Source organism: Roseateles flavus, assembly GCF_039872765.1.
Taxonomy (GTDB): domain Bacteria; phylum Pseudomonadota; class Gammaproteobacteria; order Burkholderiales; family Burkholderiaceae_C; genus Roseateles_B; species Roseateles_B flavus.
The window spans coordinates 30,691-54,224 of sequence record NZ_JBDPZC010000005.1; the positions used below are offsets into that span (position 1 = coordinate 30,691).

The following is a 23,534-nucleotide window of genomic DNA, read 5'->3' on the forward strand; positions in this document are numbered from 1 at the left end:
CCCTGCCCCTCCCCTGCCGCAGGCCCCGCATGGACGGCCGCCAGGGCTTAGCGGTGTCAGTCTGTCCCGGCATCGTCACGCAGCAGATGTCCGAAGGTCTTCATGAACTTGTCGACCTTGCCGGCGACCACGAACACGCAGTAGCCCTGGTCCGGGTTGCGGGCGAAATACTGGTGGTGATAGGGCTCGGCGCTGCTGTAGAGGCGCAGGGGCTGGAGCTCGGTCACCACCCGCCCGCCCAGGGCCGCGTCGGCCTCCGCCAGGAAGCTGCGGGCCAGGGATTCGTCGTCCGGGTGCTCGTAATAGATGCCGGAGCGGTACTGCGTGCCGACGTCCGCCCCCTGGCGGTTCAGGCTGGTCGGGTCGTGGATGCAGAAGAACACTTCCAGCAGCTGGCGGAGGCTCACCTGGGTCGGGTCGTAGTCGATGCGAACCACCTCGGCATGGCCCGTCCGGCCCGTACAGACCTGCTCGTAGCTGGGGTCCGGCAGCTCGCCATTGCAATAGCCGGGCTCCACGGCCTGCACGCCTCGGACGCGGGCGAACACCGCCTCGGTGCACCAGAAACAGCCGCCTCCCAGCGTGATGCGGCCCGTGCCGACATGGCTCATCGTGTGATCCTCCAATGACGCAGTCCCGCGTCGACAGCCCGCATTGTGCAGCGGACGCTGCGGTGCATGCTCAAATCGCGCCCTGACTCAGCGCCGGCAGCTGCCCCGGCATCCTCCCGCGCACGGACGCATTGCCCCGCCATGGATCTCTACACCCCCTTCAAGGCCCTGTGCCTGGCCTTGCTGGCTCCCCCCGGCCTCCTGCTGCCGCCCCTGCTGGCCGGCGCGCTGCTGTGGCGGCGTGCCGGCCGCTGGCGCTGGGCGCTGCCGCCGGTCTTTGCGCTGATGTGGCTGTCCCTGTGCGAAGCACCGGCCCTGCTGCTGCAGCACGCCCTGCTGCGCCCGCCTCCCGCGCTGCGGCTCGAAGCCAGCGACTGCGCGGCGCCGCCCCGGACGCTGGTGCTGGTGCTGGGCGGCGGCATCCACCAATGGACGGCCGAGCGGGACGGGCCCGACCTCAAGCTGGGTACGCTTGAACGGCTGAGGCAGGGCGTCCGCCTGGCCCGGCGCTGTGACTGGCCGCTGGGCTTCACCGGCGGCCTGCCTTCACCGGCGAAGCCGGGCGACGTGCCGGAGAGCCTGGTGGCGGAACAGGTGGCTCGCGAGGAGTTCGGCCTTCCCCTGTCCCTTGCCGAGCCCGCCGCGCGGGACACCCGCGAGAACGCCCGCCTGAGCCTGCCTTTGCTGCGCGAACGGGGGATTCAGCGCCTGGTGCTGGTCACGCATGCGGAGCACATGCCCCGCAGCCTGCGCGCCTTCGAGACCGCCGCACAGGCCGAGCGCTACCCCTTGACGCTGCTTGCGGCGCCGGTCGGCGGGCGGCCGCTGGAGGATCTGTCCCCTTATGACTGGACGCCCTCTGAGGCCGGCTATCGCCGCATGCGCTACGTCTTCTACGAGGTCCTGGGGCAGCTGGCCGGGCACTGAGCCGCGGAAACCGCCCCCTCACGGCACCCCTCACGCGGAAACGCCCCCCAGAAAGAGGAACCCCCCCGGGCTTTCGCACGGAGGGGTGGGTGGCTGGCGCCACCGGTGGAGCTCAGCGGTGAATGACCGGAGGGCTCCTGGCGCGCAGAGACTGCGCCAGTTGGAATGCCTATCGTTAGGCTCCTCAAACTTAGCCGGCGGGCCAGGAGACTTCAAGCAGCGCCGACGGCCCCATGGATCCTGGTTAACCCCGAGCGATCCCGCCTGGACTTCACCCCCCGGGACGCCTATGACCGGCCGGCGAAGAGCTGGTCGAAGAGCCGCTGACTGGACTGCTGCACCGCTTCCGGCATGGTGATGGTGCGTCCCCATTCCCGGCTGGTCTCGCCCGGCCACTTGTTGGTGGCGTCCATGCCCATCTTGCCTCCCAGCCCGCTGACGGGGGACGCGAAGTCGAGGTAGTCGATGGGCGTGTTCTCCACCAGCGTGGTGTCGCGCACCGGGTCCATGCGGGTGGTGATGGCCCAGACCACCTCTTTCCAGTCGCGCACGTCCACATCCTCGTCGACGATGACGATGAACTTCGTATACATGAATTGCCGCAGGAAGCTCCACAGGCCGAACATCAGCCGCTTGGCGTGCCCCGGGTAGCTCTTGCGGATGGAGATCACCGCCATGCGGTAGCTGCAGCCCTCCGGCGGGAGGTAGAAGTCGACGATCTCCGGGAACTGCTTCTGCAGGATGGGCACGAAGACTTCGTTCAGCGCCACGCCCAGCACCGCGGGCTCGTCAGGCGGCTTACCGGTGTAGGTGCTGTGGTAGATGGGATCGTCCCGGTGCGTCAGGCGCTGCACCTCGAAAACGGGGAACCAGTCCTGCTCGTTGTAGTACCCGGTGTGGTCGCCATACGGGCCCTCCAGGGCATAGAGGTAGCCCTTGATCTCCTTGAGCGGCACGCCGTGCTCGCTGCGGCCCTCGAAGCCAGGCGCTGCGGGCGGGATGTGCCCCTCCAGGATGATCTCGGCGGTGGCCGGCACCTGCAGCATGCGACCGCCCTCGCCCACGGCGGTGTCCGCCAGCTCGGTGCGCGAGCCCCGCAGCAGGCCGGCGAACTGGTACTCGGACAGGCTGTCCGGCACCGGCGTCACGGCGCCCAGGGTGGTGGCCGGATCCGCCCCCAGTGCCACGGCGATGGGGAAAGGCTGGCCCGGATGGGCCAGGGCGAAATCACGAAAATCCAGCGCCCCGCCCCGATGGGCCAGCCAGCGCATGATCAGCTGCCGCGGCCCGATCAGCTGCTGGCGGTAGATGCCCAGGTTCTGCCGCAGTCGTGGCTTGGGGATGGATTGCGGCCCGCGCGTGATGACCAGGCCCCAGGTCAGCAAGGGCGCGGCGTCGCCCGGCCAGCAGTACTGAATAGGGAGCCGCCCCAAATCGAGCGCATCTCCCTCCAGAATGTTGGCCTGGCAGGCTGGCCGGGACACCAGGCTGGGCTTCATGTCCCACAGCGCCTTGCCCATCTGCAGCAGCTTGCCGGCGTCCTTCAGACCCTTGGGTGGCTCGGGCTCCTTCAGGTTGGCCAGCAATTGGCCCACGTCCCGCAGCTCGGCCAGGCTGTCCGCCCCCATGCCCAGCGCCACCCGGCGCGGCGTGCCGAACAAGTTTCCAAGGACCGGCATTTGCCGCCCCCCCGCGCCTTGGGGGGTGACCGGCTGCTCGAACAGCAGGGCCGGTCCTTCGGCGCGCAGCACCCGGTCGCACAGGGCCGTCATCTCCAGGTGCGTACTGACGGGATCCTTCACGCGGAGCAGCTCACCCTGGGCTTCCAGGCCGGCCATGAAGGCCCGCAGATCTCGATATTTCATAACTATTAGCTATTAAGACAAGCACTTATAAGCTTGACCGGTTATTTTTCATCCTTAGAATCCGGCCAGCCTTGCACCAGCGAGGGTTAACCCGTGCGCCGTTCCAGGGTTCAAGCGCACGACCGCTGCCAATGGACGCCGCCTGTGGAAGGGCTTCATGCCCGTCCGCACACCAGGCGGCCCATTATCACCGTCGGTCTTTGCCCCGCGTCCTGCGCGGGGTGGGGATCGGGCGGAGAAGAAAGGAGTCACATGACAGCGCAAGCTAACCTGTTGAGCCTCGGACGCCATGCCCGCATCGCGACTGAGGTATTTCTCAAAGACATCGGCCAGGGACTGCTGGTCGTCAGCCACAACACCTTGGCCCTGCTCGGGCTCACCGTCGTCGCCCTGCTGGCCACCTTTGCCAGCCAGGCAGACCTGCGCCATCAACTCGAAAGCCAGACCCTGGGCTGGCTCAGCGCCCGCCAGGAAGCCCGTGCCGAAGCCAGCGGCGACGTGCTCAACACCCTGAGCGACCCCACCGCCATCCAGCGCGCCACCGCCACCAATCCCAAGGAGCTCAGCCGCCCGCAGGCCGCCGTGGCGCAGTGGCTGGCACGGCGTTACAAGGTCGCCCCCGAGCCGGTCGCCCGCCTGGTCCAGGAAGCCTGGGTCGTGGGCCAGAAGGCCAAGGTCGAGCCCACCCTGATCCTCGCCATCATGGCCGTCGAGTCCGGCTTCAACCCTTTTGCGCAGAGCACGGTGGGCGCCCAGGGGCTCATGCAGGTGATGACCCGCGTCCACGATGACAAGTACGAGGCCTTCGGTGGCACCCATGCCGCCTTCGACCCGGTCACCAACCTGCGCGTGGGTGTGCAGGTGCTGAAAGAATGCATCCAGCGCGGTGGCAGCCTGGAGGACGGCCTGAAGTACTACGTCGGCGCCGCCAACCTGAGCGATGACGCCGGCTATGCAGGCCGGGTCCTCAATGAGCACGAGCAACTCAAGGCCGTGGCGGCAGGCCGTGCCCCGACGCCCCGCCCCGCTGTCGAGCCCCAGGCTCCCATGGCGTCCTCGGCCCCTCAGCAGGTGGCCCTGTTGCGCTGAGGTGTCCCGAGCGAGCGCGGGCTGGCTGCGGCAACGCCCTCGCCCTCGCCCTCGCCCTCGCCCTCGCCTTCGCCCTCAGGCCTGCAAGGCCATGCCAAGCCCCGGCGTCTCCCGCCCGGGGCTTTTTCCATTGCGCTAGCCCTGTGGAGGTCAAAGGAGACCGACCCTGCAGGTGTGGAATGGTCCCCCAGCCCGGCGGCGGGACCCGCTACACTCCACGGGCCGCGCAACTGGCGATGACGCCCCTGCTGCAGTGAGGGGCCAAGGTGGGTGACCACCGGGGAGCGCGGCTGCCTGTGCACCCCCGGTGGCCGGCAGATCCGCCGTTCGCCTGGGCAGCCGAGCAAGGAGCATCGAGATGCTTTCTTGTGGTCCGGGCCCGGCTACAACCCTAGATTCCCACTGACACCATGTTCGACCGCACCCAATCCACCCTGGCCGCCATCGATCCCGACCTCTGGACTGCCATCCAGAACGAGAACCGCCGCCAGGAAGAGCACATCGAGCTGATCGCCTCCGAGAACTACACCTCGCCGGCCGTCATGCAGGCCCAGGGCAGCCAGCTGACCAACAAGTACGCCGAGGGCTACCCCGGCAAGCGCTACTACGGTGGCTGTGAGTATGTCGACGTCGTCGAGCAGCTGGCCATCGACCGCCTGAAGCAGCTCTTCGGCGCCCAGTTCGCCAATGTGCAGCCCAACTCCGGCTCGCAGGCCAATCAGGGCGTGTTCTTCGGCCTGCTGCAGCCCGGCGACACCATCATGGGCATGAGCCTGGCCGAAGGCGGCCACCTGACGCACGGCATGCCGCTGAACATGTCGGGCAAGTGGTTCAAGGTCGTGTCCTACGGCCTCGACGCCAACGAAGCCATCGACTACGACGCCATGGAGCGCATCGCCCGCGAGCACAAGCCCAAGCTGATCATCGCTGGCGCATCCGCCTACTCGCTGCGCATCGACTTCGAGCGCTTCGGCAAGATCGCCAAGGAAATCGGCGCCTATTTCATGGTGGACATGGCCCACTATGCCGGCCTGATCGCCGCGGGCGTCTACCCCAACCCCCTGCCCCATGCCGACGTGGTGACCTCCACCACCCACAAGAGCCTGCGTGGCCCGCGCGGCGGCATCATCCTGACCAACAGCGAAGAGATCAGCAAGAAGATCAATTCGGCCATCTTCCCCGGCATCCAGGGCGGCCCGCTGATGCACGTCATCGCCGGCAAGGCCGTGGCCTTCAAGGAAGCCCTCAGCCCTGAGTTCAAGGCCTACCAGGAGCAGGTGGTCAAGAACGCCAAGGTGCTGGCCGAGACCCTGATCGAGCGCGGCCTGCGCATCGTGTCCGGCCGCACCGAGAGCCATGTCATGCTGGTGGATCTGCGTCCCAAGGGCCTGACCGGCAAGGAAGCCGAGGCCATCCTGGGCGCCGCCCACATGACCTGCAACAAGAACGGCATTCCCAACGATCCGCAGAAGCCCATGGTGACCAGCGGCATCCGTCTGGGCACGCCGGCCATGACCACGCGCGGCTTCAAGGAAGAGCAGGTGCGCGCCACCGCCCACCTGATCGCCGACGTGCTCGACAAGCCGCACGACGAAGCCAACCTGGCCACGGTGCGCGAGAAGGTCGCTGCGCTGACCCGCCAGTTCCCCGTCTACCGCTAAGCCGGTCCGCCGCCGATGCGTTGCCCCTTCTGTTCCCATCACGAAACCCAGGTCGCCGAGACCCGCGAGTCAGATGAGGGCGATGTGGTCCGCCGTCGGCGGCGCTGTCTGAGCTGCGACAAGCGCTTCACCACCTACGAACGGGCCGAGATCGCCCTGCCCGCGGTGGTCAAGAAGGACGGCACCCGCGCCGACTTCGACCCCGCCAAACTGCGGGCCTCCATGCAACTGGCCCTGCGCAAACGGCCGGTGAGCATCGAGCAGATCGACGCTGCACTGGAGCGCATCCAGGACAAGCTGCTGACCAGCGGCGCCCGCGAGATCCCGTCCACCAAGCTCGGCGAGCTGGTCATGCGCGAGCTCAAGCGCATCGACAAAGTGGCCTACGTCCGCTTTGCCTCGGTCTACCGCAGCTTCGAGGACGTCGACGAATTCCGGCAGCTGATCCGGGACATCTGACCCGGCAAATCCGCCGCGCTAACGCATAAAGTCCGCAGCCTTGCGGACCAGACCCGGCTGCCCTCACGCAGCCTGGGGATGCACCGCACCGGCACCGGTCCTACCCTGCAAGCCTTCCCTGACGAAGGCCTGCCGTGCGACCTCTTACTGCCCACATCCCGGCCCACATCCCGGCCCACCGCCCACCCCCGCTGCCAGGCCAGGCTCCGGCAGGACATCCTGCACGGCGTCCAGCACAGCCACCGGCTTCAGCCCCTGCCGCAGCCGCAGCGCCCCCTGCCGCAGCCCTTGCCGCTCCAAATCGGGCGCCCCTGCCGGCACCACGCCCAGCCCGTGCCCATCAGCAAGGCTTCGGGCTCATCAGCGCCCTCATCACCATGGCCGTGCTCGGCGTGCTGGGTCAGATCGCCTGGCCCGCACTGCAGAGCGCCGTCCTGCGCCGCCGCCTGGAGACGCTGGCGGTGGACTTCGCCCATGACCTGCAGCTGGCGCGGAGCCTCGCGCTCAGCGGGGAGCAGGCCTTGCGGCTCAGCGTCAAGCGCGTGCCCGGCGGGACTTGCTACGTGCTGCACCTTGCCCCGCATGACCGTTGCGTCTGCAGCGCCACCGGCGCCCACTGCGAAGCTGATGCCCCGCCCATCAGATACCGCTGGATCGCCAGCAGCAGCGGCACGCGGCTCATGGCCAATGTGCCGGGCGTCACCCTGCATCCCGGCGAGGGCTTTGTCACCAGCGCCGGCACCTTCCGGATCGAGCAGTCCGCCACGGGCCGTGGCATCTGGTACCTGCTGAGCCCAGCCGGACGCGTCCGCGCCTGCGCGCGGGAATGGGAGCCCAGTGCCCTGCCCCCGTGCCTGCCTCCGCTGGCCTGAACCCTGCCCGCAGCCCTAGGGAGCCCTCCATGTACCTTTCACCGCCTTCCGAAGCGCCCAAGCCACGGCCCAGCCAGGCACGGCGCGCACGGCTTCCGGGCCCGCAGTGCCCCTGCGTGCCTGCGCCGGATGCCGCCATCGCGCCAACAGCACAGCAGCACTCCTCGGGCCCGCCACCGTCACGCGGGCAGCGGGCCGGGCTGAGCCTGGTCGAGCTCCTGGTGGCTCTCTGCATCACCGCCACCCTGGCCGCCCTCGCATGGCCGCACTTTCAAGGCGCCATGCACAGGGCCCGTCGCAGCGAAGCGCAGACGGCCTTGTCCGAGTTGCTGAACGCCCAAGCCCGCTACCGCAGCAGCCACCGGCGCTATGCAGGGAGCCTGGCGGAGCTTGGCTTCGGGACCAGCTCGCTGCAGCACTACCAGCTGCGCCTGCTCGACCTGCCCAAGGCCGCCGACGACGCCGACGACGCCGAAATCGAGCCCTTCAGCAAAGGTTTCGTCGCCCTGGCCACCCCGCTGCACACCAGCCCCCAGGCCCATGACAGGACCTGCGCCGTCCTGAGCCTGACACTGGAAGGCCGGCAGCTCACCCACAACGCTTCAGATGCCACGGGCAGTCCCAGCGCCCCGTGCTGGCCCCAATGAGCAGCCTGCTGCAGCGCTCCAGCGCCCGGTCGCAGCCTTGCGGTCCTGGCCGGGGCAAGGCCACCCCGGGGAGCGGTCAGGGTGGATGGACCCTTGTGGACCTGATGGTCGGCATGGCGGTGGGCCTCTTCCTGTGCGCCGTGGCCGGCACCCTCATGCTCAGCCAGTGGCGCGAGCACAGGCATCTGCTGGCAGAGACCCTTCTCCAGCAGGAACTGCGCAACGCCATCGCCCTGATGCGCCACGAAGTCCACCGCAGCGGTGCCGATCCTGCGGCCCACGAGCTGATGCCCGAGCGCGGACGCCTGCCCTCACGCCCAGCTGAAGCCCCGCGCCTCCAACTGCTGCGGGGCGGCGCGCCCATCCCCGACGAAAGCGCCGGTGACGGCTTGCGCCTGGTTTACGTCCGGGCCGAAGCTGGGGAGGCCCGGCGGCGCATCGAGCGTGGCTTTCGCCTGCAGGGCACGCAGCTGCAATACCTGCTGGAACACAGCTGGCAGCCCTGGAGCGACAGCAACACCGTCCGCTTCATCCGCATGGAAGTCCGCCTGGCCGGCTCGGAGGGCAGCCTGCCGGACGCCTGTCCCTGCGCCGGTTCCCCACGCGAGGTCCGGTCCTGCGACACCCGCCTGCAGGCGCAAACGCTCCACGTGCTGCTGGTGGGGCAGTCGCGCCTGGACCCTCACACGGTGCGCAGCATCAGCAGCAGCATCCACGTTCGCAACCAACGCCTGGAATGGACCGCGGCCTCATGTTGAGCTTTGACCCTGCGATCCGCACCGGCCGCAGCCGCACCCGCCGCTACGCCAACAGCGGCAAGTGCCACCACGATCACGGTGGCGACCTCTGCGGCGAGGGCGGCGCGCAGATGCCCAGCGGCTGCGCTTCCGTCGACGCTCTTGGCAGGCACCGGGCCTTCCGCGGAAGGCCCGGTGCGTCGCCGGCCATGGGCTCGCACACTTCGTCCGCACGCCGGGCCATTGCACCCGCCGAGTGGAACCCGGCGCCGTTCCGTCAGCCTCTGCATGCTGCAGCCCACATGACGGAGCCCATGGCCCCTTCAACCCACAAGGTCCGCATGCCTACCCGACCCTCTGTTCGAGTCCACACCCTGACTCGCGCCCCGCGCCCCCTGGATCGACGGCATCCAGTAGCCGGCGTGGCCACGCTCGCCACGCTCATGGTCCTGCTGTTGCTCCTGGGCATGGTGGCCCTGCTGAGCAGCCGGGTGATACAGGGCGAGCAGATGGGCAGCGAGGCCCTTGTGCAGGGACATCAGCGCCAGAGCCTGCAGGAAAGCGGTCTGGACTGGGGCCTGCACCTGCTGAACAGCCCCCATCTCGACACCGCCTGCCGGCCCGGCACCAGCGAAGGCCCCGCCTTTGGAGACAGCGTGAGCCTGGTGGACGAGCGGGGGCACCGACAGGTGCGCCCGTCCTGGCAGGGGCGACCCTTTGCATGCACCGTCGACGCCGGCACATGGACTTGCCGCTGCCCCGATGGCAGCACACCCGCACCCAGTGCCAGCCCCTCTGATGGCGGGCACTTCACCGACCGACTTGCTCGCTTCAGCCTGGAATTCCAGGGGCAGGAGCGTGCAGATGCTTCAGCCTGGCATCGACGGACGTTGCGCCTGCTGGCCCAGTCCTGTGCGGAGGGCCAGAGCCCCTGCGAACTGGTGGGCACGGCGGCGTCCAGTCCCATGCCTGACAAGGGGCAGGCGCAGCTGGTCGTGCTGTCCTCAGCGCTCGCACAAGCCCCCGGAAGCGCCGTGGTCGGCGCAGCCAAGGTGGACCTGCTCGGACTGGCTGACACGCGGGCCGGCCTGGCGCTGCCCCCCGATCCGGACAGCGCCTGGGTGCTGCAGGCGGGCGGCGAGGTGAGAGCCACCGCTGCTCACATCCAGGGGCCTCCGGGCAGCACGGCGGAGCGCCTGATCCGCCGCCTGGAGCCCGAGCTGGCCTTGCCGCCGGATGCCTTCTTCCAGCGCTACTTCGCCATGCCGCCTTCGCAGTACCGCGGACGCACCGGGCTGTCCGTGCTCGATTGCCGCGGCGTGCCGGACTGCAGCGCGGCCCTGGAGGCCCGCGTCCGGTCCGGCCATGCCTGGCTGTGGGTGCTGGGGCCCTTGCAACTGCGCAGCCCCCTCTCGCTGGGCAGCAGCGAGAACCCGTTGCTGCTTCTGTGCGATGACGCCCTGGACATCGACACCCCGCTGCAGTTCCACGGCCTGATCTACAGCCACGGCGCCGCCCGCCTGCATGCGGCGGCAGGCGTGCTGCGCATCGACGGTGCCCTGCTCGGCGCAGGGGCGATCACCCTGGCGGGCCAGGTGCAGATCGTCCATGACGCCCCACTGATGCGCCGGCTGAGTGATCTGAGAGGCAGCTGGGCGCGGCTGCCTGGAGGCTGGACCCCATGAACACCCGAACACCGCGGAGGCAAACCATGAGAGCACACCCTGGCCATCGGCCGGCTCGCATGACAGGCTGGAGCCTGGTCGAGGCCTTGCTGGCCAGTCTTCTCCTGAGTGCCGGCATGCTGCTCTTGCTCAAGGGGCAGGCAAGCGCCCGCGCCTACAGCGACTTCGCCCGCGAGCGCGCCGCGGCCGCGGTGCTGGCCGAAGCCAGGATCGAGCGCCTGCGCAGCGGCATGCTCGACGCAGCCCCGATCGAAGCCCATGGTGCTGCGGTCCATGGTTCGGCAGCCCGTGATTCGGCAACCCCGCTCGGCCCGAAAGCCGACGCGGCAGATGCCGGCCTCGACGCAGGCGAGACCACCTGGCATGAGGATCTCGACAGCAGCCGCTATGGCTTTCGCCAGCGCGTGCTGAGCGGCCCCGAGGGGCCCTTGCAGGACATCGATCTGCAGCTGCGCTGGCAGGACAGATTCGGTGAATGGCAGGCCCTTCGATGGCCCGCCCGGCTGGCGCCCGCCCAGCCCGCCGCTGCGCTGCTGGCCTTCAGTGCGCAGGCCACCGGCGATGTGGCCCTGACCCGTGCACGCCATGCCGCGATCCCGGAGTCAGCCCGGCTGCTGGAACCGGGATGGCTGGCCTTCTCGCCTGAGGGCGATCCCGCACAAGCCTGGCTGATGGATGCCAGCACAGGCTGGGTCCTGGGCCTTTGCGAGCTAGGCGGGCGCAGTGTCGACGAGCTCCGGGTGGCCGACATCGCCGATTGCCGCTCGCGCATGGTCGGTGGAGGCGCGTTGCTGCTCAGCGGGGAGATCCGTTTCGACCTGGAGGACAGCCCCTCGCCTGACAAACCACGGTCCACTGCCGTGCCGCTCACAGTCGTGCTGCACCTCAGCGATGCCGCGGCCTCGCCCGCGCCGCCACACTGCGTCAGCAATGCGTCCAGCGCAGTCGCCAGGGGATTGCCGGTGGTGAACTACCACTGCCTGGTCTTTCCGCGCGGCCCGGACCAGCGATGGAGCGGCCGCAGCGAACTGGGCGGCACTGCCGCTGACCCGGAGCGATTCCGTGTCTGCCGCTACAGCGCCGATCATGACCACGACGGGCGCATCAGCAACCCTGAGCACCCGCTGGACTACCTCAACGTCGATGGCCCGATGACCCAGCAGAACTTCCTGGTGATCCGCGCTGGTCTGCCCTGCCCTGGCGGCCTGCCACCGGATCCGGCCGCGGGCCGGCTCCTGGACCTCGGCACCCGGCCTCATCAACCGCCGGAGTAGACGGCGTCTCCATCGGCGTGGGTCAACGCACCGTGGCACCACCCCTCACCGCACCACCCCTCACCGCACCACCCCTCACCGCACCGTGCCTCACCGCACCGTGCCTCACCGCACCGTGCCTCACCGTGCCGTGCCTCACCGTGCCGTGCCTCACCGTGCCGTGCCGCGCGGTGCCGTGCGTTTCGGTGATGTGCGTTTCGGTGCCGTGCGGCACCTTGCTGTGCGGTGCTGTGAGGTTCTTTGCTGTGCCGCGCCGTGCCTTGCCGTACCTTGCGTTGCCTTGCCGCTCCTTGCATTGGCACGCAGGTCAGGAGCTACGGATGCGCCCACATCAGCACTCGGCGGGAGGGACACAGCCCAGGCGAGCGATCCCGCGCTCGCGTCGGCATCGGACGTCGCCGGGGCCTGCAGAGCGCGCTATTCTTCGCCCCGATCTGCCGCAGGGCAAAGCCTTGACGGGCAGCCAGGCCCGCCAAATTGCCGGCATGCTCCCGCGCCAACAGGTCAACACGCCAACCATCCACCCGCTGACACCCATCGTGACCACTGACCGCCTTGATGATCGCGCACTCTCACCCGAGGAAGCCATGGCTCTGGCCCTGTCGCTGTCACGGCAGGCCATCGGGCTCAGCGACCCCAATCCCCGCGTCGGCTGCGTGATCACCGACCGGGCCGGGCGTCTGCTCGGCGCCGGCCACACGCAGCAGGCGGGCGGCCCCCATGCCGAGGTGATGGCCCTGCGCGACGCCCGAGCACGGGGTCACGACGAGGCTGCGCTGGCGGGCGCCCAGGTCTACGTCACGCTGGAACCCTGCGCCCACCATGGGCGGACCCCGCCTTGCTGCGAGGCGCTGGCCGCCGCGAAGGTCGGGCGTGTGCACCTGGCCCTGCTGGACCCCAATCCACTCGTAGCCGGCAAGGGCCGCGCACACCTGGAAGCAGCGGGCATCGCCTGCGAGCTGGGCCTTGGCGCGGCCGAGGCCCGCGAGATCAACATCGGCTTCCTGAGCCGCATGGTGCGAGGCCGGCCCCACGTCCGCATGAAGATCGCCGCCAGCCTGGACGGCCGCACAGCGCTGCCGGACGGCCGCAGCCAGTGGATCACCGGCCCGGGCGCACGGGAGGACGGCCAGTGGTGGCGGCAGCGCGCCGGTGCCATCCTCACCGGCCTGGGCACGGTCAGGGACGATGACCCGCGCCTGGACCTGCGCCTGCCAGGCATCGAATCGCCGCCACTCCAGCCGCTGCGCGTGATCGCGGATTCCCGGCTGCAGACGCCCGCTACCGCCCGCATCCTCCAGTCTCCCGGCAAGGTGCTGCTGATCCATGCGGGCGCGACCTCGACCACTCCCTGGCCCGAAGGCGTCGAGACCCTGGCCTTGCCAGTTGGGCACCCGGGTGACCCGCGCACCGGGCACCCCGGCGATCAGCCGGCCTGCCACCCAGGTGGCCAGGCCCCGGAGCCGAAGGTCGACCTGCCCGCCCTGCTGGCGGAGCTCGGTCGGCGCGGGATCAATGAACTCCATGTGGAAGCGGGTGCCACCCTCAACGGTGCCTTGCTGAAGGCCGGCCTGGTCGATGAGTTGCTGATCTATCTGGCCCCTGCCTTGTTGGGCGAGGGCCGCGGCATGGCTGCCCTGGGCCTGCTGCCTGAACTGACGGCAGCTCCCAGGTTCGAGTGGCTGGAAACAGCGCTGGTGGACGGGGACCTCCGGCTGCGCCTGCGCCGCGCATCGCTGGGCTATTGAACGATCCCGCCCTCGCCTTGCTTCCGTCCCAGAACGGTCCCAGAAAGGACTGGCCGACGGGGCGCCCCTGCGCTTCATGAATGACGCCCTCTGAGCCGCCACGGCGTGCCGAGCCCCCGATGGGGTCAAGCAACGATGGGGTCAAGCAAGCATGAGGCGGACCTGCGATTCATGAACGGCGCCCCTGCCCTGCCACGGCGTGCCTGCCCCGCCGATGGGTTCAATCAAGCATGAGGCGGCCCTGCGCTGGCTTGCCGTGCAGCCTGGTCTTGGCAAGCGAAAGGAGAATGGAGACGGCACGAGGGGACGGCACCGGATCAAGGCCGGTGGCCAGACTAGGGGACGCGCCCCAGGGATCTGTGCAACTCGGCCCCCGGGAAATACCGGATGGTCGCCCCGCCCCTCTACAATCCGCCCCTATGCCTATCTCTCCTGTCCCCGAGCTGGTCGCCGAACTGGCCGCCGGCCGCATGGTCATCCTGGTTGACGAAGAAGACCGCGAGAACGAGGGTGACCTCGTCCTGGCTGCGGACCACGTCACGCCCGAAGCCATCAACTTCATGGCCAAGTTCGGCCGTGGCCTGATCTGCCTCACGCTGACCCGTGAGCGTTGCGAGCGCCTTCAGCTGCCGCCCATGGCCACGCGCAACGGCACGCAGCATGGCACGGCCTTCACCGTGTCCATCGAGGCGGCCACGGGCGTCACCACCGGCATCTCGGCCGCGGACCGCGCTCGCACGGTGCAGGCTGCCGTGGCGCGCAACGCCGAAGCGCGAGACCTCGTCCAGCCCGGCCACATCTTCCCCCTGCAGGCGCAGGACGGCGGCGTGCTGATGCGCGCTGGCCATACCGAAGCCGGCTGTGACCTCTCCCGCATGGCCGGCCTGACGCCCGCCGCCGTGATCTGCGAGATCATGAAGGACGATGGCACCATGGCCCGCCTGCCGGACCTGGAGGTCTTCGCCCAGGAGCACGGCATCAAGATCGGCACCATCGCCGACCTGATCGAGTACCGCAGCCGCAATGAATCCCTGGTCGAACTGGTCAGCCGCCGTTCGCTGCAGACGCACCAGGGCAGCTTCGACTGCGCCGTCTTCAAGGACCGCACCGGCGCCGTGCACCTGGCCCTCAGCCATGGTCAGTGGCAGCCCTCTGACGAAGTGCTGGTGCGCGTGCATGAGCCCTTCTCGGCCCTGGACCTGCTGGATGCCGGCCAGTGCGGCCACTCCTGGCCCCTGCCCCAGGCCCTGGCAGCATTGAAGCAATCGCCTGCCGGCGTGGCCGTGCTGCTGAACTGCGGTGAATCGGCTGAGGCCCTGCTGGGCCGCTTCGAGTCGGGCGATGCCTCGGCGCCGCGCGCCACGGCGATGGACCTGCGCACCTACGGCGTCGGCGCCCAGATCCTGCGCGAGCTCGGCGTGCACAGGATGAAGCTGCTGGGCAGCCCGCGTCGCATGCCCAGCATGACCGGCTATGGCCTGGAAGTCACCGGTTTCATGAGTGCCCAGTCCGGCACCCACAAGGAGTAAGAAGCCCATGCAAGGAGCAGACAAGGGACAGCAGGCCGCCCTGGACGGCCAGGACCTGCGCATCGGCATCGTTCAGGCGCGCTTCAACGAGACCCTCACCAACACCCTGGCGCAGAGCTGCCTGGAGGCGCTGGCCGCCATGGGCGTGCCCAGCCACCAGATCCGCCATGTGACGGTGCCAGGCGCGCTGGAAGTGCCCGTGGCCCTGCAGACCATGGCCGACAGCGAGCGCTTCGACGCCCTGATCGCACTGGGCTGCATCATCCGCGGCGAGACCTACCACTTCGAGCTGGTGGCCAATGAAAGCGGCGCGGGCGTGACCCGGGTCTCGCTGGACGCCAACCTGCCCGTCGCCAATGCCATCCTCACCGTCGAGAACGAGCCCCAGGCCTGGGCCCGTGCCGCGGAAAAGGGCGCGGACGCCGCACGCGTGGCCGTCGAGATGGCCCATCTTCTGAAAGCCCTGCAGTGAGCATGAACGACAAGACCCCCTCCCCCGCTGCAGCCAAGCCCGCCGCCAAGCCGGCAGCCAACTCCGCGGCCAAGCCCGGCGTCAAGCGCGCCGGCGCCAAGTCGGCCCGCCGCCGCTCGCGTGAATTCGCGCTGCAGGCGCTGTACCAATGGCTGGTGACCGGTGACGAGCCGGCCGCCATCGAGGCCCACATGCGCGAGCAGCAGGGCTTCGACAAGTGCGACAAGGCCCACTTCGACGCCCTGTTCAACGGCAGCGTGCATGAAGCCGCCGACCTCGACGGCGTGCTGGGCCGCCACGTGGACCGCAAGACCACCGAGCTCTCGCCCATCGAGCACGGCATCCTGATGATTGGTGCCTACGAGCTCAAGCACTGCATCGACATCCCCTACAAGGTTGCGATCAACGAGGCCGTGGAGCTGGCCAAGTCCTTCGGCGGCACCGACGGCCACAAGTACGTCAACGGCGTGCTGGACCGCGCGGCCGGGGACCTGCGCCCCGTGGAAGTGCAGGCCCAGCGCAAGCCGGCCCGCTGAGCGGAATTTCACAAGCCCACGCTTGCGGGCGCACGCTTGCAAGCCCACCCTCGCAGCCCCGGATGAAGCTGGCCCAGCGACTGGATCGCATCGATCCCTTCTACGTCATGGAATGCGCCAAGGCGGCCGATGAACTGGCCCGCACGGCGCTGTGCGACCCCGCCCAGGGCGGTCGCCGCATGATCTACCTGAACATCGGCGAGCCCGACTTCGGGGCCAGCCCGGGCGTGGCAGAGGCGGCCGCGCGCTGCATTGCCGAAGGACGCACGCAGTACACGGCGGCCGCCGGCCTGCCGGCCCTGCGCCAGGCCATCAGCGCCTGGTACGGACAGCACTTCGGGCTGGATGTGCCGGCCTCGCGCATCGTGATCACGGCGGGCGCCTCGGCAGCACTGCAGCTCGTGAGCCTGGCCCTGTTCGAGCGCGGGGATGAGGTCCTCATGCCGGACCCCAGCTACCCTTGCAACCGCCATTTCGTGGCCGCGGCCGATGCCCAGGCCGTGCTGCTGCCGGCCGGCGCCGACCAGCGCTTCCAGCCCAGCTGCGCCCAGGTGGAAGCGGCGTGGAACGCGCACACCCGCGCGGTGCTGCTGGCCTCGCCCAGCAACCCGACGGGCACCTCCATCGAGCCCGCCGAGCTGGCACGCATCGTGGCCGCCGTGCGCCAGCGTGGCGGCCTCACGCTGATCGACGAGATCTACCTGGGCCTGTCCTACGAGGAAGCCTTCGGCCACAGCGCCCTGGCCCTGGGCGAGGACATCATCTCGATCAACAGCTTCTCCAAGTACTTCGGCATGACGGGCTGGCGCCTGGGCTGGCTCGTGTTGCCGCCGGCCCTGGTGGGGCCCGTCGAGAAACTGGCGCAGAACCTCTTCATCTGCCCCTCCAGCATCGCCCAGCATGCCGCGCTGGCCTGCTTCGAGGAGGCCTCGCTGGCCGAATACGAACGCCGCCGCGCCGTGCTCAAGGCCCGCCGCGACCGCATCGTCCCCGCGCTGCAGGCCCTGGGCCTGGAGGTGCCGGTGATGCCGGACGGCGCCTTCTACGTCTGGATGGACGTCTCCGCTTTCACCGACAACGCCTGGGACTTCAGCTTCGAGCTGATGCGCCGCGCCCAGATCGCCCTGACCCCGGGCCGGGACTTCGGCCCCGCGCTGGCCTCGCGCTTCCTGCGCCTGTCCTTCGCCAGCAGCGACGAGGACCTGGACGAGGCCGTCTGGCGCCTGGCCGCGCTGCTGCCCAGCCTGCGACGCGCATGAGCAGCCCCCTGGCTCCCGAGGCGGATGAGCGCCAGCACTACTGCCACGCCCTGCGCGTGTACTGGGAAGACACCGACGCCGGCGGCGTGGTCTTCTACGCCAACTACCTCAAGTTCTTCGAGCGCGCCCGCACCGAGTGGCTGCGCGAGCTGGGCTTCAGCCAGGAGCGGATGCGCCTGGAGCAGGGCCGCATGTTCGTGGTCAGCCGCACGGCGCTGGACTACCTGGCGCCGGCCAGACTGGACGACTGGCTCCGCGTCACCGTCGAGCTGCGCGAACAGGGCAGAGCCAGCATGACCTTGTTCCAGCAGGCCTGGCGTGACGGACAGTTACTGGCCGAAGGCGAAATCCGCATAGGCTGCGTGGACGCCGCGAGTTTCCGCCCGGCCCGCATGCCGCAGGACTTGCTCGAGCGGCTGTCCACCCTGGCCCTGGCGGCAGGCTGAGACCGATGTCCCGCCGCGCCGGGCATACTTCGCACCTTCATTGCCGCCCTCATCACTGATTCTTCCCCGCTGCTCCAAGCGAACCGAGATGAACCAAGACCTCTCCATCTTCACCCTCATCGCCAATGCCAGCTTCGTGGTCAAGCTGGTGATCGGCGCCCTGCTGACCGTCTCCCTGGCCAGCTGGAGCGTGATCTTCTCGAAGTTCATCGCCCTGGGCCGGGTGAAGTCCAGCAACGAGGCCTTCGAGCAGGAGTTCTGGTCGGGCAAGAACCTCAACGACCTCTACAACGCCGTTTCCAGCAAGAGCGACGGCGCGCCGCTGGAGCGCATCTTCGCCTCCGGCATGCGCGAGTTCCTGAAGCTGCGCGAGCGTCGCGTGTCCGAGGCCAGTGCCCTGCTGGACGGCGCCCGGCGCGCCATGCGGGCCAGTTTCCAGCGCGAGCTGGACGCCATGGAGTCCCACCTGTCCTTCCTGGCCTCGGTCGGTTCGGTGTCGCCTTATGTAGGCCTCTTCGGCACCATCTGGGGGATCATGCATGCCTTCGTGGGCCTGTCCAATCTGCAGCAGGTGACCCTGGCCACCGTGGCCCCCGGCATCGCTGAAGCGCTGGTGGCCACGGCCATCGGCCTGTTCGCGGCCATTCCGGCGGTGCTGGCCTACAACCGCTTCGCGCGCCAGATCGACCGCAGCGCAATCACGCTGGAGACCTTCATCGAGGAGTTCTCCAACATCCTGCAGCGCAATGCCGGCACGCCCGCCGCCGCGCCCACCACCCGCTGATCCGCCATGGCTGCCCTTGCCTCCCGCGGCCGTGGACGCCGCCGCACCATCAACGAGATCAACATGGTGCCCTTCATCGACGTGATGCTGGTGCTGCTGATCATCTTCATGGTCAGCGCGCCGCTGATCACCACCGGCCTGGTGGACCTGCCCAGCGTGGGCAAGAGCCGCCAGCAGCCGGACCATGTGATCCACGTGGTCGTGGGGCCCGACGAGAAGCTCAAGTTCAAGCTGGACAAGTCCGAGCCCGAGCCCACCACATTGAAGGACCTGCCTCGCCAGGTCAAGCAGGCGCAGGGCGGTGACGCCAGCACGCCGGTGGTCATCTCGGCGGACAAGAACGTCAAGTACGAGGCCGTGGTCAAGGTCATGGACAGCCTGCAGAGCGCCGGCATCCAGCGTGTGGGCCTGGCCGTGAAGAGCGGCGCCGCCGCCGAAGCGAGCCGCTGAGCCCCGCCATGAGCATGAGCATGCCGGCTGTCCGCCCGGACTCCATCGCGACGCATCGCCCGGGGAGGCTCAGGCCATGAGCGCCCTGTCCGCCGATCCCCTGCGCCCGCCGCAGGCGCCTGCCATGGGCCGCGGCTTCGGCCTGGCCCTGCTGGCCCATGCCCTGCTGGTGCTGGGCCTGAGTCTGGGCGTGCAATGGCACACCCAGACCGAGCCCGCCTTCGAGGCCGAGCTGTGGTCCCTGGTGCCCCAGGCCGCAGCGCCGCGCCTGCAGGAGCCCGAGCCCCAGCCCGAACCCGAACAGCCCAAGGCCAAGACGCCGCCGCCCGTCCCCGAAGCGCAGCCCGAGCAGCGCGAGGCCGAGATCGCCATCGCCAAGGAAAAGAAGCGCAAGGAAGACGAGCGCCGCCAGGCCGAGCTCGAACTCCAGCGCAAGAAGGAGCTGGAGAAGCAGAAGGAGCTCGAGAAGGAGAAGGAGCGCGACAAGCTCAAGGAGCAGGAGCGCCTGAAGAAGGAAGAGCTCGCCAAGCAGGAGAAGCTGGAAAAGCAGAAGCAGGAGAAGGCCGCCAAGGACGCGCAGGCCAAGCTCGATGCGCTGCGCAAGCAGAACCTGGAGCGCATGATGGGCATGGCCGGCGCCAATGGCTCGCCGGGCAGCACGGGCACGGCCCAGCACAGCTCGGGCCCCTCGGCCACCTACGCCGGGCGCATCAAGGCGGCGATCCGGCCCAACATCATCTACACCGCCAGCAGCGGCGCCAATCCGCAGGCCGAGGTCGAGGTGCGCTGCGCGCCGGACGGCAAGATCATCAGCAGCCGCCTCACCAAGTCCAGCGGCGATGCCGACTGGGACCGTGCCGTGCAGCGCGCCATCGAGCGCACCGACCGCCTGCCCCGAGACACCGACGGCCGCGTGCCACCGGTGCTGGTGATCAGCTTCAAGCCCAACGACTGAGCCGGCGCGGGGGCCAGGTCTTGCCTGCGCTCCTGTCTCAGGCCCTGAGCCTTGGCTGCAAGGCCTGGTCCACCGAGAACCGGCCCGCACCCCACAGGAGCAAGCCCAGCAGCAGGCTGCCCCACCACTGATGCCCGGCCAGGGCCGCGGGCGCGATCTCGGCCAGGCTCAGCACGGCCATCACGTTGACCACGGAGAGGCCGGCCGCCGCGAAGCGCGTGCCCAGGCCCAGCAGCAGCAGGACCGGCAGCAGCACCTCGCCCGCCGTGCCCGCATAGGCCGCCACCTCCGGCGGCAGGAGCGGCACCTGGTATTCGTCCTGGAACAGCGCGAGGGTGGTGTCCCAGTCCCGCAGCTTGGTCAGCCCGGACAGGAAGAAGACCCGGGCCACATAGACCCGCGCCGCCAGCAGGGCCAGCGACTGGCCCCAGCGGAACAGGGGCGACGGCCAGGGCTGCTCTGCATCCGGGCCGACGTGGCAGGCGCTAGCCAGCAGGCGGCGCGGAAGCTTCATCAGGGTGTTCATCGTTGTTTTCCTCTTTGCCGCCCTCGGCCTCGAGGGGCCGGACGGCCATCAGCCATTGCTCACGCAGCGCCTGCTGGAGGAAGGCCGTGAAGTCCACCCCTTCGTCGTCGGCCTGCACCGAAGCCGCCAGGGCTGTCTCCAGGCTGTCGCCGGCCAGTGCACTGCGCATGAAGGCGGCCTCGGCCGCCTGCAGTTGAGTCGCCCGGCCGCGCCAGTCCTTACGCCACGCCAGCACGGCCGGCGCCCCCTGCCTCGGGGGGTGCAGCCAGGCGCGATGAGGGGCCAGCAGGGACAGCGCTTCGTCGGACAGCGACAGCAGCGCCAGCCCTGGCCGCAGGGCCAGGCGCAGCGCCTGCGGTTCGCCCTGCAGCAGAGCCAGCGACGGGGCGTCCAGCACGGCATCCGGCGCACGCTCCGCCTGGTGCAGGGCCCACTCCAGCGTGGCCAGGTCGGCCAGGGCGTCGTCGGCCGTGCGCCGCAGGAAGTCCGGCAGCGCGGCGCCCCACTCGCCCAGGTCCCCGCAGGTCGGCGGACTGGCTTTCCAGAAGGCCCACGCCAGGCTGCCGAACTGACGGCCCAGCAGCGCCGCCAGGTGCGGGAAAGCGCCCGCCAGGGCCCGCTCGGACAGGGCGATGACATTGCCGCGATAGGCCAGCAGGCCCTCCTGCACCGCGGCCTGCGCCTCGCCGGGCAGCACGCCGCGCAGGCCCAGAGCCGCCAGCGAGCCGCTGTCGCCCTGCAGGATGGCCTTCAGCAGGGCGGCCTGGCGCTCAATGTCCGAGGGCATGGCGCGCCTGTGGCTGGGGCGCCCGGTCCTGCAGGACCTCCGCCGCGATCTCATCGGCCCGCCGGGCCTCGGCCAGCAGCAGGTCCAGGGGCGGCAGGCGGGTGTCCCATTCGACCAGCGTGGGGATGACCCGCCCGAAATGCCGCAAGGTCTGGCGATAGAGGCGCCACACGGGATCAGCCACGTGATCGCCATGATCGTCCACGATCAGGCCCTGCTGCCGGCTGTGCCCGGCCAGGTGGATCTCCCCCGGCACGCCATGCAGGGCCTGCACCCAGTCCAGGCAGTCCTGCTGGGCCGGCTCCCAGGCGCCGCCATGCCTGTTGAGGGCGTTGACCATGAGGTTGTTGAGGTCCAGCAGCAGGCCGCAGCCGCTGCGGCGGCACAGCTGGTCCAGGAACTCGACCTCGGCCAGGGGGCCTTCCTCGGCCTCGGGTGTCCAGGCGAGGTAGGCGCTGAGGTTCTCGACCAGCAGGGGCTGCCTCAGCCGCTCCTGCGCTTGCTGCACCTGGCTGACCATGCGATCCAGGCAGCGCCGGCTGAAGGGCACGGGCAGCAGGTCGGCCCCATGCAAGACCTGACCCTCCATCGGGACGCGGGCGAAGCTGGCGTGATCGGAGATGCGCAGGGGCTGCACCCGCTCGGCGAGCCGCGCAAGCCGGTCCAGGTGCCCCGCGTCCAGGCCGCTGGCCGATCCCAGGGAGAGGCCCACGCCATGCAGGCTCACCGGGTAGTACTCCCGCGCGAGCATGAGCGTCTGCAGGGCCGCCCCGCCGGGCTGGAAGTAGTTCTCCGAGTGCACCTCGATGAAGGGCAGCGGGGGCCGGCGCTCCAGCAGCTCGGCCTCATGCCCGTGGCGCCAGCCGATGCCGCACAGCGCCGGATCTGCGTCCGCGGCCTGCATGGCTCACTTCTTCATCTTGGCACGGGCTTCCTCGGTGCTGAGGCCGCCCTGACTCTTGCAGCTGCCCTTGGCCACATAGCGCCATTCTTCCGGCGCATTGTTGGTGGTGGCCTGGCCGGCGCAGCTGTGGCTGCCGTTGAGGTTGGCGCAGTCGTTCTGACCGGCCTTGGCGATGCCATAGCACTTCTCCTTGGCGCCCTTGTCCTCGGCCTGCGCCTGCTGGACCAGGCCCAGGGCGAGTGCGGCGGCCAGTGCGGTGCTGAGAGTCTTGCTGTGCGACATGATGGTTCCTTGTTGACAGTGTTGAGTGGACAGCGGGGGCGCGGAAGGCGCGCCGCGAGGCGGCCATCATCGACCCACGCGGGGTGTGTCGCAAGAGGCCTGACAGTCCTTACACTGCGCGGCAATCATTCCGTGCCCGACCCCGCCCACCCCTTCATCCCACCATGAGCATCGCCCCCGCCGAGCTGGAGAGCCTGCGCCCGCAGCTGCTCAAGTACGCCCGCCTGCAGCTGCGCAACGAGGCCTGGGCCGAGGACGCCGTCTCCGAGACCCTGCTGGCCGCGCTGGAGCGCCCAGACGGCTTTGCCGGCCGTTCCCAGCTCAAGACCTGGCTGGTGGGCGTGCTCAAGCACAAGCTGGTGGACCAGATCCGCCGCAACTGCCGCGAGCTCTCCACCAGCCGTGAGGACGAGGAAGACCTGGACGAACAGCTCTTCGACAGCACCGGCCATTGGCGCGAGGCCCCCGGCGACTGGGGCAGCGACCCGGAAGCCGCCCTGCGCCAGATGGACTTCATGCGCGTGCTGGAGGCCTGCGTGGACAAGCTGCCCGGCCAGCAGGGCCGGCTGTTCATGATGCGCGAGTGGCTGGAGCTGGACACCGAGGAGATCTGTAAGGTCCTGGCCATCAGCCCGACCAACCTCTGGGTGATGCTTCACCGCGCGCGGCTGAGGCTGCGCGAATGTCTGGAACTCAACTGGTTTGCCGGCGCCGGCCCGGGAGCCGCCGCATGAAACTGCTACGCAAGCTCTTCATTCCCATCCTGCGCCTGCTGCTGCCCAACTGCCGCCAGGTCACGCAGATGCTGCTGCTGGCCCAGGAGCGGCCGGCCAGCCGGCGCGAACGACTGCTGATTGCCCTGCACATGCCCCTGTGCGCGGCCTGCCCGCGCTTTCGCCAGCAGGTCCAGCTGATGCAGAAGGCCAGCCAGCGCTGGCGCAGCTACAGCGAGGACGAGGGCCTGGGCTGAGCCCCGCCCGCCGGCCGCCCGGCGATCCACGGCCCGGACCGGCTCAGGCCGCGGACCCG

26 protein-coding genes and 1 riboswitch are annotated in these 23,534 nt (G+C 69.5%); of the genes, 20 read left to right on the top strand and 6 right to left on the bottom strand.

Annotation, left to right across the window (positions count from 1 at the left end; translation table 11 throughout):
* Nucleotides 1-56: 56 nt before the first annotated feature.
* Nucleotides 57-611 carry a peptide-methionine (S)-S-oxide reductase MsrA gene (gene msrA, locus ABDJ40_RS11720; RefSeq protein ID WP_347609879.1) on the bottom strand — a complete coding sequence of 185 codons (555 nt, stop codon included), beginning with the start codon at nt 609-611 and terminating at the stop codon, nt 57-59.
* 141 nt (nt 612-752) lie between these two features.
* Here msrA and ABDJ40_RS11725 point away from each other — a divergent pair, with 141 nt between their 5' ends.
* Entirely contained in the window at nt 753-1,538 is a 786-nt protein-coding gene (locus ABDJ40_RS11725) for a YdcF family protein (RefSeq protein WP_347609881.1), read from the top strand.
* A 287-nt stretch (nt 1,539-1,825) separates the two neighbouring features.
* On the opposite strand, the gene ABDJ40_RS11730 is transcribed toward ABDJ40_RS11725, so the two are convergent.
* Nucleotides 1,826-3,403 carry a UbiD family decarboxylase gene (locus ABDJ40_RS11730; RefSeq protein WP_347609883.1) on the bottom strand — a complete coding sequence of 526 codons (1,578 nt, stop codon included), beginning with the start codon at nt 3,401-3,403 and terminating at the stop codon, nt 1,826-1,828.
* 252 nt (nt 3,404-3,655) lie between these two features.
* Between ABDJ40_RS11730 and ABDJ40_RS11735 the strand changes: the two genes are divergently transcribed.
* The 17 genes from ABDJ40_RS11735 to tolA all read left to right on the top strand — a co-directional run bounded on the left by ABDJ40_RS11735 (nt 3,656) and on the right by tolA (nt 20,006).
* Nucleotides 3,656-4,492, top strand: a complete 837-nt coding sequence (locus ABDJ40_RS11735; RefSeq protein ID WP_347609885.1) for a lytic transglycosylase domain-containing protein — start codon at nt 3,656-3,658, stop codon at nt 4,490-4,492.
* Nucleotides 4,493-4,708: 216 nt separating this feature from the next.
* Nucleotides 4,709-4,836, top strand: a riboswitch (ZMP/ZTP riboswitch).
* Nucleotides 4,837-4,902: 66 nt separating this feature from the next.
* Nucleotides 4,903-6,153 carry a serine hydroxymethyltransferase gene (gene glyA / locus ABDJ40_RS11740; RefSeq protein ID WP_347609887.1) on the top strand — a complete coding sequence of 417 codons (1,251 nt, stop codon included), beginning with the start codon at nt 4,903-4,905 and terminating at the stop codon, nt 6,151-6,153.
* 15 nt (nt 6,154-6,168) lie between these two features.
* Complete coding sequence (gene nrdR / locus ABDJ40_RS11745) at nt 6,169-6,612, top strand: transcriptional regulator NrdR (RefSeq protein ID WP_183105134.1); 444 nt, start codon at nt 6,169-6,171, stop codon at nt 6,610-6,612.
* 377 nt (nt 6,613-6,989) lie between these two features.
* Nucleotides 6,990-7,484 (top strand): pilus assembly FimT family protein, encoded by a 495-nt coding sequence (locus ABDJ40_RS11750; RefSeq protein ID WP_347609890.1) that lies wholly within the window; start codon nt 6,990-6,992, stop codon nt 7,482-7,484.
* A 29-nt stretch (nt 7,485-7,513) separates the two neighbouring features.
* On the top strand, nt 7,514-8,131 hold the full coding sequence (locus tag ABDJ40_RS11755) for a type IV pilin protein (RefSeq protein ID WP_347609892.1): 618 nt from the start codon (nt 7,514-7,516) through the stop codon (nt 8,129-8,131).
* Between the two features lie 104 nt (nt 8,132-8,235).
* The gene (locus tag ABDJ40_RS11760) at nt 8,236-8,889 is read left to right on the top strand and encodes a PilW family protein (protein WP_488473452.1); all 654 of its coding nucleotides are present in this window, start codon (nt 8,236-8,238) and stop codon (nt 8,887-8,889) included.
* Between the two features lie 401 nt (nt 8,890-9,290).
* Complete coding sequence (locus ABDJ40_RS11765) at nt 9,291-10,553, top strand: hypothetical protein (protein WP_347609896.1); 1,263 nt, start codon at nt 9,291-9,293, stop codon at nt 10,551-10,553.
* A 26-nt stretch (nt 10,554-10,579) separates the two neighbouring features.
* The gene (locus tag ABDJ40_RS11770) at nt 10,580-11,827 is read left to right on the top strand and encodes a hypothetical protein (RefSeq protein WP_347609898.1); all 1,248 of its coding nucleotides are present in this window, start codon (nt 10,580-10,582) and stop codon (nt 11,825-11,827) included.
* Between the two features lie 485 nt (nt 11,828-12,312).
* On the top strand, nt 12,313-13,575 hold the full coding sequence (ribD, locus tag ABDJ40_RS11775; protein WP_430765638.1) for a bifunctional diaminohydroxyphosphoribosylaminopyrimidine deaminase/5-amino-6-(5-phosphoribosylamino)uracil reductase RibD: 1,263 nt from the start codon (nt 12,313-12,315) through the stop codon (nt 13,573-13,575).
* A gap of 419 nt (nt 13,576-13,994) precedes the next feature.
* Nucleotides 13,995-15,104, top strand: a complete 1,110-nt coding sequence (gene ribBA / locus ABDJ40_RS11780; RefSeq protein ID WP_347609900.1) for a bifunctional 3,4-dihydroxy-2-butanone-4-phosphate synthase/GTP cyclohydrolase II — start codon at nt 13,995-13,997, stop codon at nt 15,102-15,104.
* A gap of 7 nt (nt 15,105-15,111) precedes the next feature.
* On the top strand, nt 15,112-15,576 hold the full coding sequence (gene ribH, locus ABDJ40_RS11785) for a 6,7-dimethyl-8-ribityllumazine synthase (protein WP_269632840.1): 465 nt from the start codon (nt 15,112-15,114) through the stop codon (nt 15,574-15,576).
* Nucleotides 15,577-15,578: 2 nt separating this feature from the next.
* Nucleotides 15,579-16,112: a transcription antitermination factor NusB gene (gene nusB, locus ABDJ40_RS11790; protein ID WP_347609903.1), complete on the top strand. Its 534-nt coding sequence runs from the start codon at nt 15,579-15,581 to the stop codon at nt 16,110-16,112.
* Nucleotides 16,113-16,174: 62 nt separating this feature from the next.
* Nucleotides 16,175-17,371, top strand: a complete 1,197-nt coding sequence (locus ABDJ40_RS11795) for a pyridoxal phosphate-dependent aminotransferase (protein WP_347609905.1) — start codon at nt 16,175-16,177, stop codon at nt 17,369-17,371.
* Complete coding sequence (ybgC, locus tag ABDJ40_RS11800) at nt 17,368-17,817, top strand: tol-pal system-associated acyl-CoA thioesterase (RefSeq protein ID WP_269632837.1); 450 nt, start codon at nt 17,368-17,370, stop codon at nt 17,815-17,817. Before ABDJ40_RS11795 ends, ybgC begins: the two co-directional genes overlap by 4 nt.
* Before the next feature lie 88 nt (nt 17,818-17,905).
* A complete protein-coding gene (gene tolQ / locus ABDJ40_RS11805) occupies nt 17,906-18,601 on the top strand; it encodes a protein TolQ (protein WP_269632836.1) in 696 nt (231 codons plus the stop codon).
* A 6-nt stretch (nt 18,602-18,607) separates the two neighbouring features.
* Nucleotides 18,608-19,051, top strand: coding sequence for a protein TolR (gene tolR, locus ABDJ40_RS11810; protein WP_269632835.1), 444 nt, complete (start codon nt 18,608-18,610; stop codon nt 19,049-19,051).
* A 76-nt stretch (nt 19,052-19,127) separates the two neighbouring features.
* A complete protein-coding gene (tolA, locus tag ABDJ40_RS11815; protein ID WP_347609908.1) occupies nt 19,128-20,006 on the top strand; it encodes a cell envelope integrity protein TolA in 879 nt (292 codons plus the stop codon).
* A 37-nt stretch (nt 20,007-20,043) separates the two neighbouring features.
* Here the strand turns inward: tolA and ABDJ40_RS11820 are convergent, their stop codons facing one another.
* Genes ABDJ40_RS11820 through ABDJ40_RS11835 form a run of 4 tightly spaced genes read right to left on the bottom strand, consistent with a single transcriptional unit; the run spans nt 20,044 to nt 22,505 of the window.
* Complete coding sequence (locus ABDJ40_RS11820; RefSeq protein ID WP_347609910.1) at nt 20,044-20,532, bottom strand: DoxX family protein; 489 nt, start codon at nt 20,530-20,532, stop codon at nt 20,044-20,046.
* Nucleotides 20,492-21,319 carry an HvfC/BufC family peptide modification chaperone gene (locus tag ABDJ40_RS11825; protein WP_347609912.1) on the bottom strand — a complete coding sequence of 276 codons (828 nt, stop codon included), beginning with the start codon at nt 21,317-21,319 and terminating at the stop codon, nt 20,492-20,494. The genes ABDJ40_RS11820 and ABDJ40_RS11825 overlap by 41 nt, the downstream gene beginning before the upstream one ends.
* The gene (locus ABDJ40_RS11830; RefSeq protein WP_347609915.1) at nt 21,303-22,223 is read right to left on the bottom strand and encodes an MbnB/TglH/ChrH family RiPP precursor modification enzyme; all 921 of its coding nucleotides are present in this window, start codon (nt 22,221-22,223) and stop codon (nt 21,303-21,305) included. The genes ABDJ40_RS11825 and ABDJ40_RS11830 overlap by 17 nt, the downstream gene beginning before the upstream one ends.
* A 3-nt stretch (nt 22,224-22,226) precedes the next feature.
* Complete coding sequence (locus ABDJ40_RS11835) at nt 22,227-22,505, bottom strand: BufA1 family periplasmic bufferin-type metallophore (protein ID WP_269632830.1); 279 nt, start codon at nt 22,503-22,505, stop codon at nt 22,227-22,229.
* A gap of 164 nt (nt 22,506-22,669) precedes the next feature.
* Here ABDJ40_RS11835 and ABDJ40_RS11840 point away from each other — a divergent pair, with 164 nt between their 5' ends.
* Complete coding sequence (locus tag ABDJ40_RS11840; protein ID WP_269632829.1) at nt 22,670-23,239, top strand: sigma-70 family RNA polymerase sigma factor; 570 nt, start codon at nt 22,670-22,672, stop codon at nt 23,237-23,239.
* Complete coding sequence (locus tag ABDJ40_RS11845) at nt 23,236-23,475, top strand: anti-sigma factor family protein (protein WP_347609918.1); 240 nt, start codon at nt 23,236-23,238, stop codon at nt 23,473-23,475. The genes ABDJ40_RS11840 and ABDJ40_RS11845 overlap by 4 nt, the downstream gene beginning before the upstream one ends.
* Nucleotides 23,476-23,534: the final 59 nt, after the last annotated feature.

Excerpts from the sequence above, each read along its gene's own strand:
- ABDJ40_RS11730 (WP_347609883.1), bottom strand. The coding sequence starts at position 3,403 with ATGAAATATCGAGATCTGCGGGCCTTCATGGCCGGCCTGGAAGCCCAG.
- ABDJ40_RS11795 (WP_347609905.1), top strand. The coding sequence starts at position 16,175 with ATGAAGCTGGCCCAGCGACTGGATCGCATCGATCCCTTCTACGTCATG.
- msrA (WP_347609879.1), bottom strand. The coding sequence starts at position 611 with ATGAGCCATGTCGGCACGGGCCGCATCACGCTGGGAGGCGGCTGTTTC.
- ribD (WP_430765638.1), top strand. The coding sequence starts at position 12,313 with ATGCTCCCGCGCCAACAGGTCAACACGCCAACCATCCACCCGCTGACA.
- ABDJ40_RS11760 (WP_488473452.1), top strand. The coding sequence starts at position 8,236 with ATGGTCGGCATGGCGGTGGGCCTCTTCCTGTGCGCCGTGGCCGGCACC.
- ABDJ40_RS11840 (WP_269632829.1), top strand. The coding sequence starts at position 22,670 with ATGAGCATCGCCCCCGCCGAGCTGGAGAGCCTGCGCCCGCAGCTGCTC.
- ABDJ40_RS11750 (WP_347609890.1), top strand. The coding sequence starts at position 6,990 with ATGGCCGTGCTCGGCGTGCTGGGTCAGATCGCCTGGCCCGCACTGCAG.
- nusB (WP_347609903.1), top strand. The coding sequence starts at position 15,579 with ATGAACGACAAGACCCCCTCCCCCGCTGCAGCCAAGCCCGCCGCCAAG.
- ABDJ40_RS11830 (WP_347609915.1), bottom strand. The coding sequence starts at position 22,223 with ATGCAGGCCGCGGACGCAGATCCGGCGCTGTGCGGCATCGGCTGGCGC.
- ABDJ40_RS11820 (WP_347609910.1), bottom strand. The coding sequence starts at position 20,532 with ATGAACACCCTGATGAAGCTTCCGCGCCGCCTGCTGGCTAGCGCCTGC.
- ribBA (WP_347609900.1), top strand. The coding sequence starts at position 13,995 with ATGCCTATCTCTCCTGTCCCCGAGCTGGTCGCCGAACTGGCCGCCGGC.
- ABDJ40_RS11770 (WP_347609898.1), top strand. The coding sequence starts at position 10,580 with ATGAGAGCACACCCTGGCCATCGGCCGGCTCGCATGACAGGCTGGAGC.
- tolQ (WP_269632836.1), top strand. The coding sequence starts at position 17,906 with ATGAACCAAGACCTCTCCATCTTCACCCTCATCGCCAATGCCAGCTTC.
- ABDJ40_RS11725 (WP_347609881.1), top strand. The coding sequence starts at position 753 with ATGGATCTCTACACCCCCTTCAAGGCCCTGTGCCTGGCCTTGCTGGCT.
- ABDJ40_RS11845 (WP_347609918.1), top strand. The coding sequence starts at position 23,236 with ATGAAACTGCTACGCAAGCTCTTCATTCCCATCCTGCGCCTGCTGCTG.
- ABDJ40_RS11755 (WP_347609892.1), top strand. The coding sequence starts at position 7,514 with ATGTACCTTTCACCGCCTTCCGAAGCGCCCAAGCCACGGCCCAGCCAG.
- glyA (WP_347609887.1), top strand. The coding sequence starts at position 4,903 with ATGTTCGACCGCACCCAATCCACCCTGGCCGCCATCGATCCCGACCTC.
- ABDJ40_RS11825 (WP_347609912.1), bottom strand. The coding sequence starts at position 21,319 with ATGCCCTCGGACATTGAGCGCCAGGCCGCCCTGCTGAAGGCCATCCTG.
- ABDJ40_RS11735 (WP_347609885.1), top strand. The coding sequence starts at position 3,656 with ATGACAGCGCAAGCTAACCTGTTGAGCCTCGGACGCCATGCCCGCATC.
- tolR (WP_269632835.1), top strand. The coding sequence starts at position 18,608 with ATGGCTGCCCTTGCCTCCCGCGGCCGTGGACGCCGCCGCACCATCAAC.
- ybgC (WP_269632837.1), top strand. The coding sequence starts at position 17,368 with ATGAGCAGCCCCCTGGCTCCCGAGGCGGATGAGCGCCAGCACTACTGC.
- tolA (WP_347609908.1), top strand. The coding sequence starts at position 19,128 with ATGAGCGCCCTGTCCGCCGATCCCCTGCGCCCGCCGCAGGCGCCTGCC.
- nrdR (WP_183105134.1), top strand. The coding sequence starts at position 6,169 with ATGCGTTGCCCCTTCTGTTCCCATCACGAAACCCAGGTCGCCGAGACC.
- ABDJ40_RS11835 (WP_269632830.1), bottom strand. The coding sequence starts at position 22,505 with ATGTCGCACAGCAAGACTCTCAGCACCGCACTGGCCGCCGCACTCGCC.
- ribH (WP_269632840.1), top strand. The coding sequence starts at position 15,112 with ATGCAAGGAGCAGACAAGGGACAGCAGGCCGCCCTGGACGGCCAGGAC.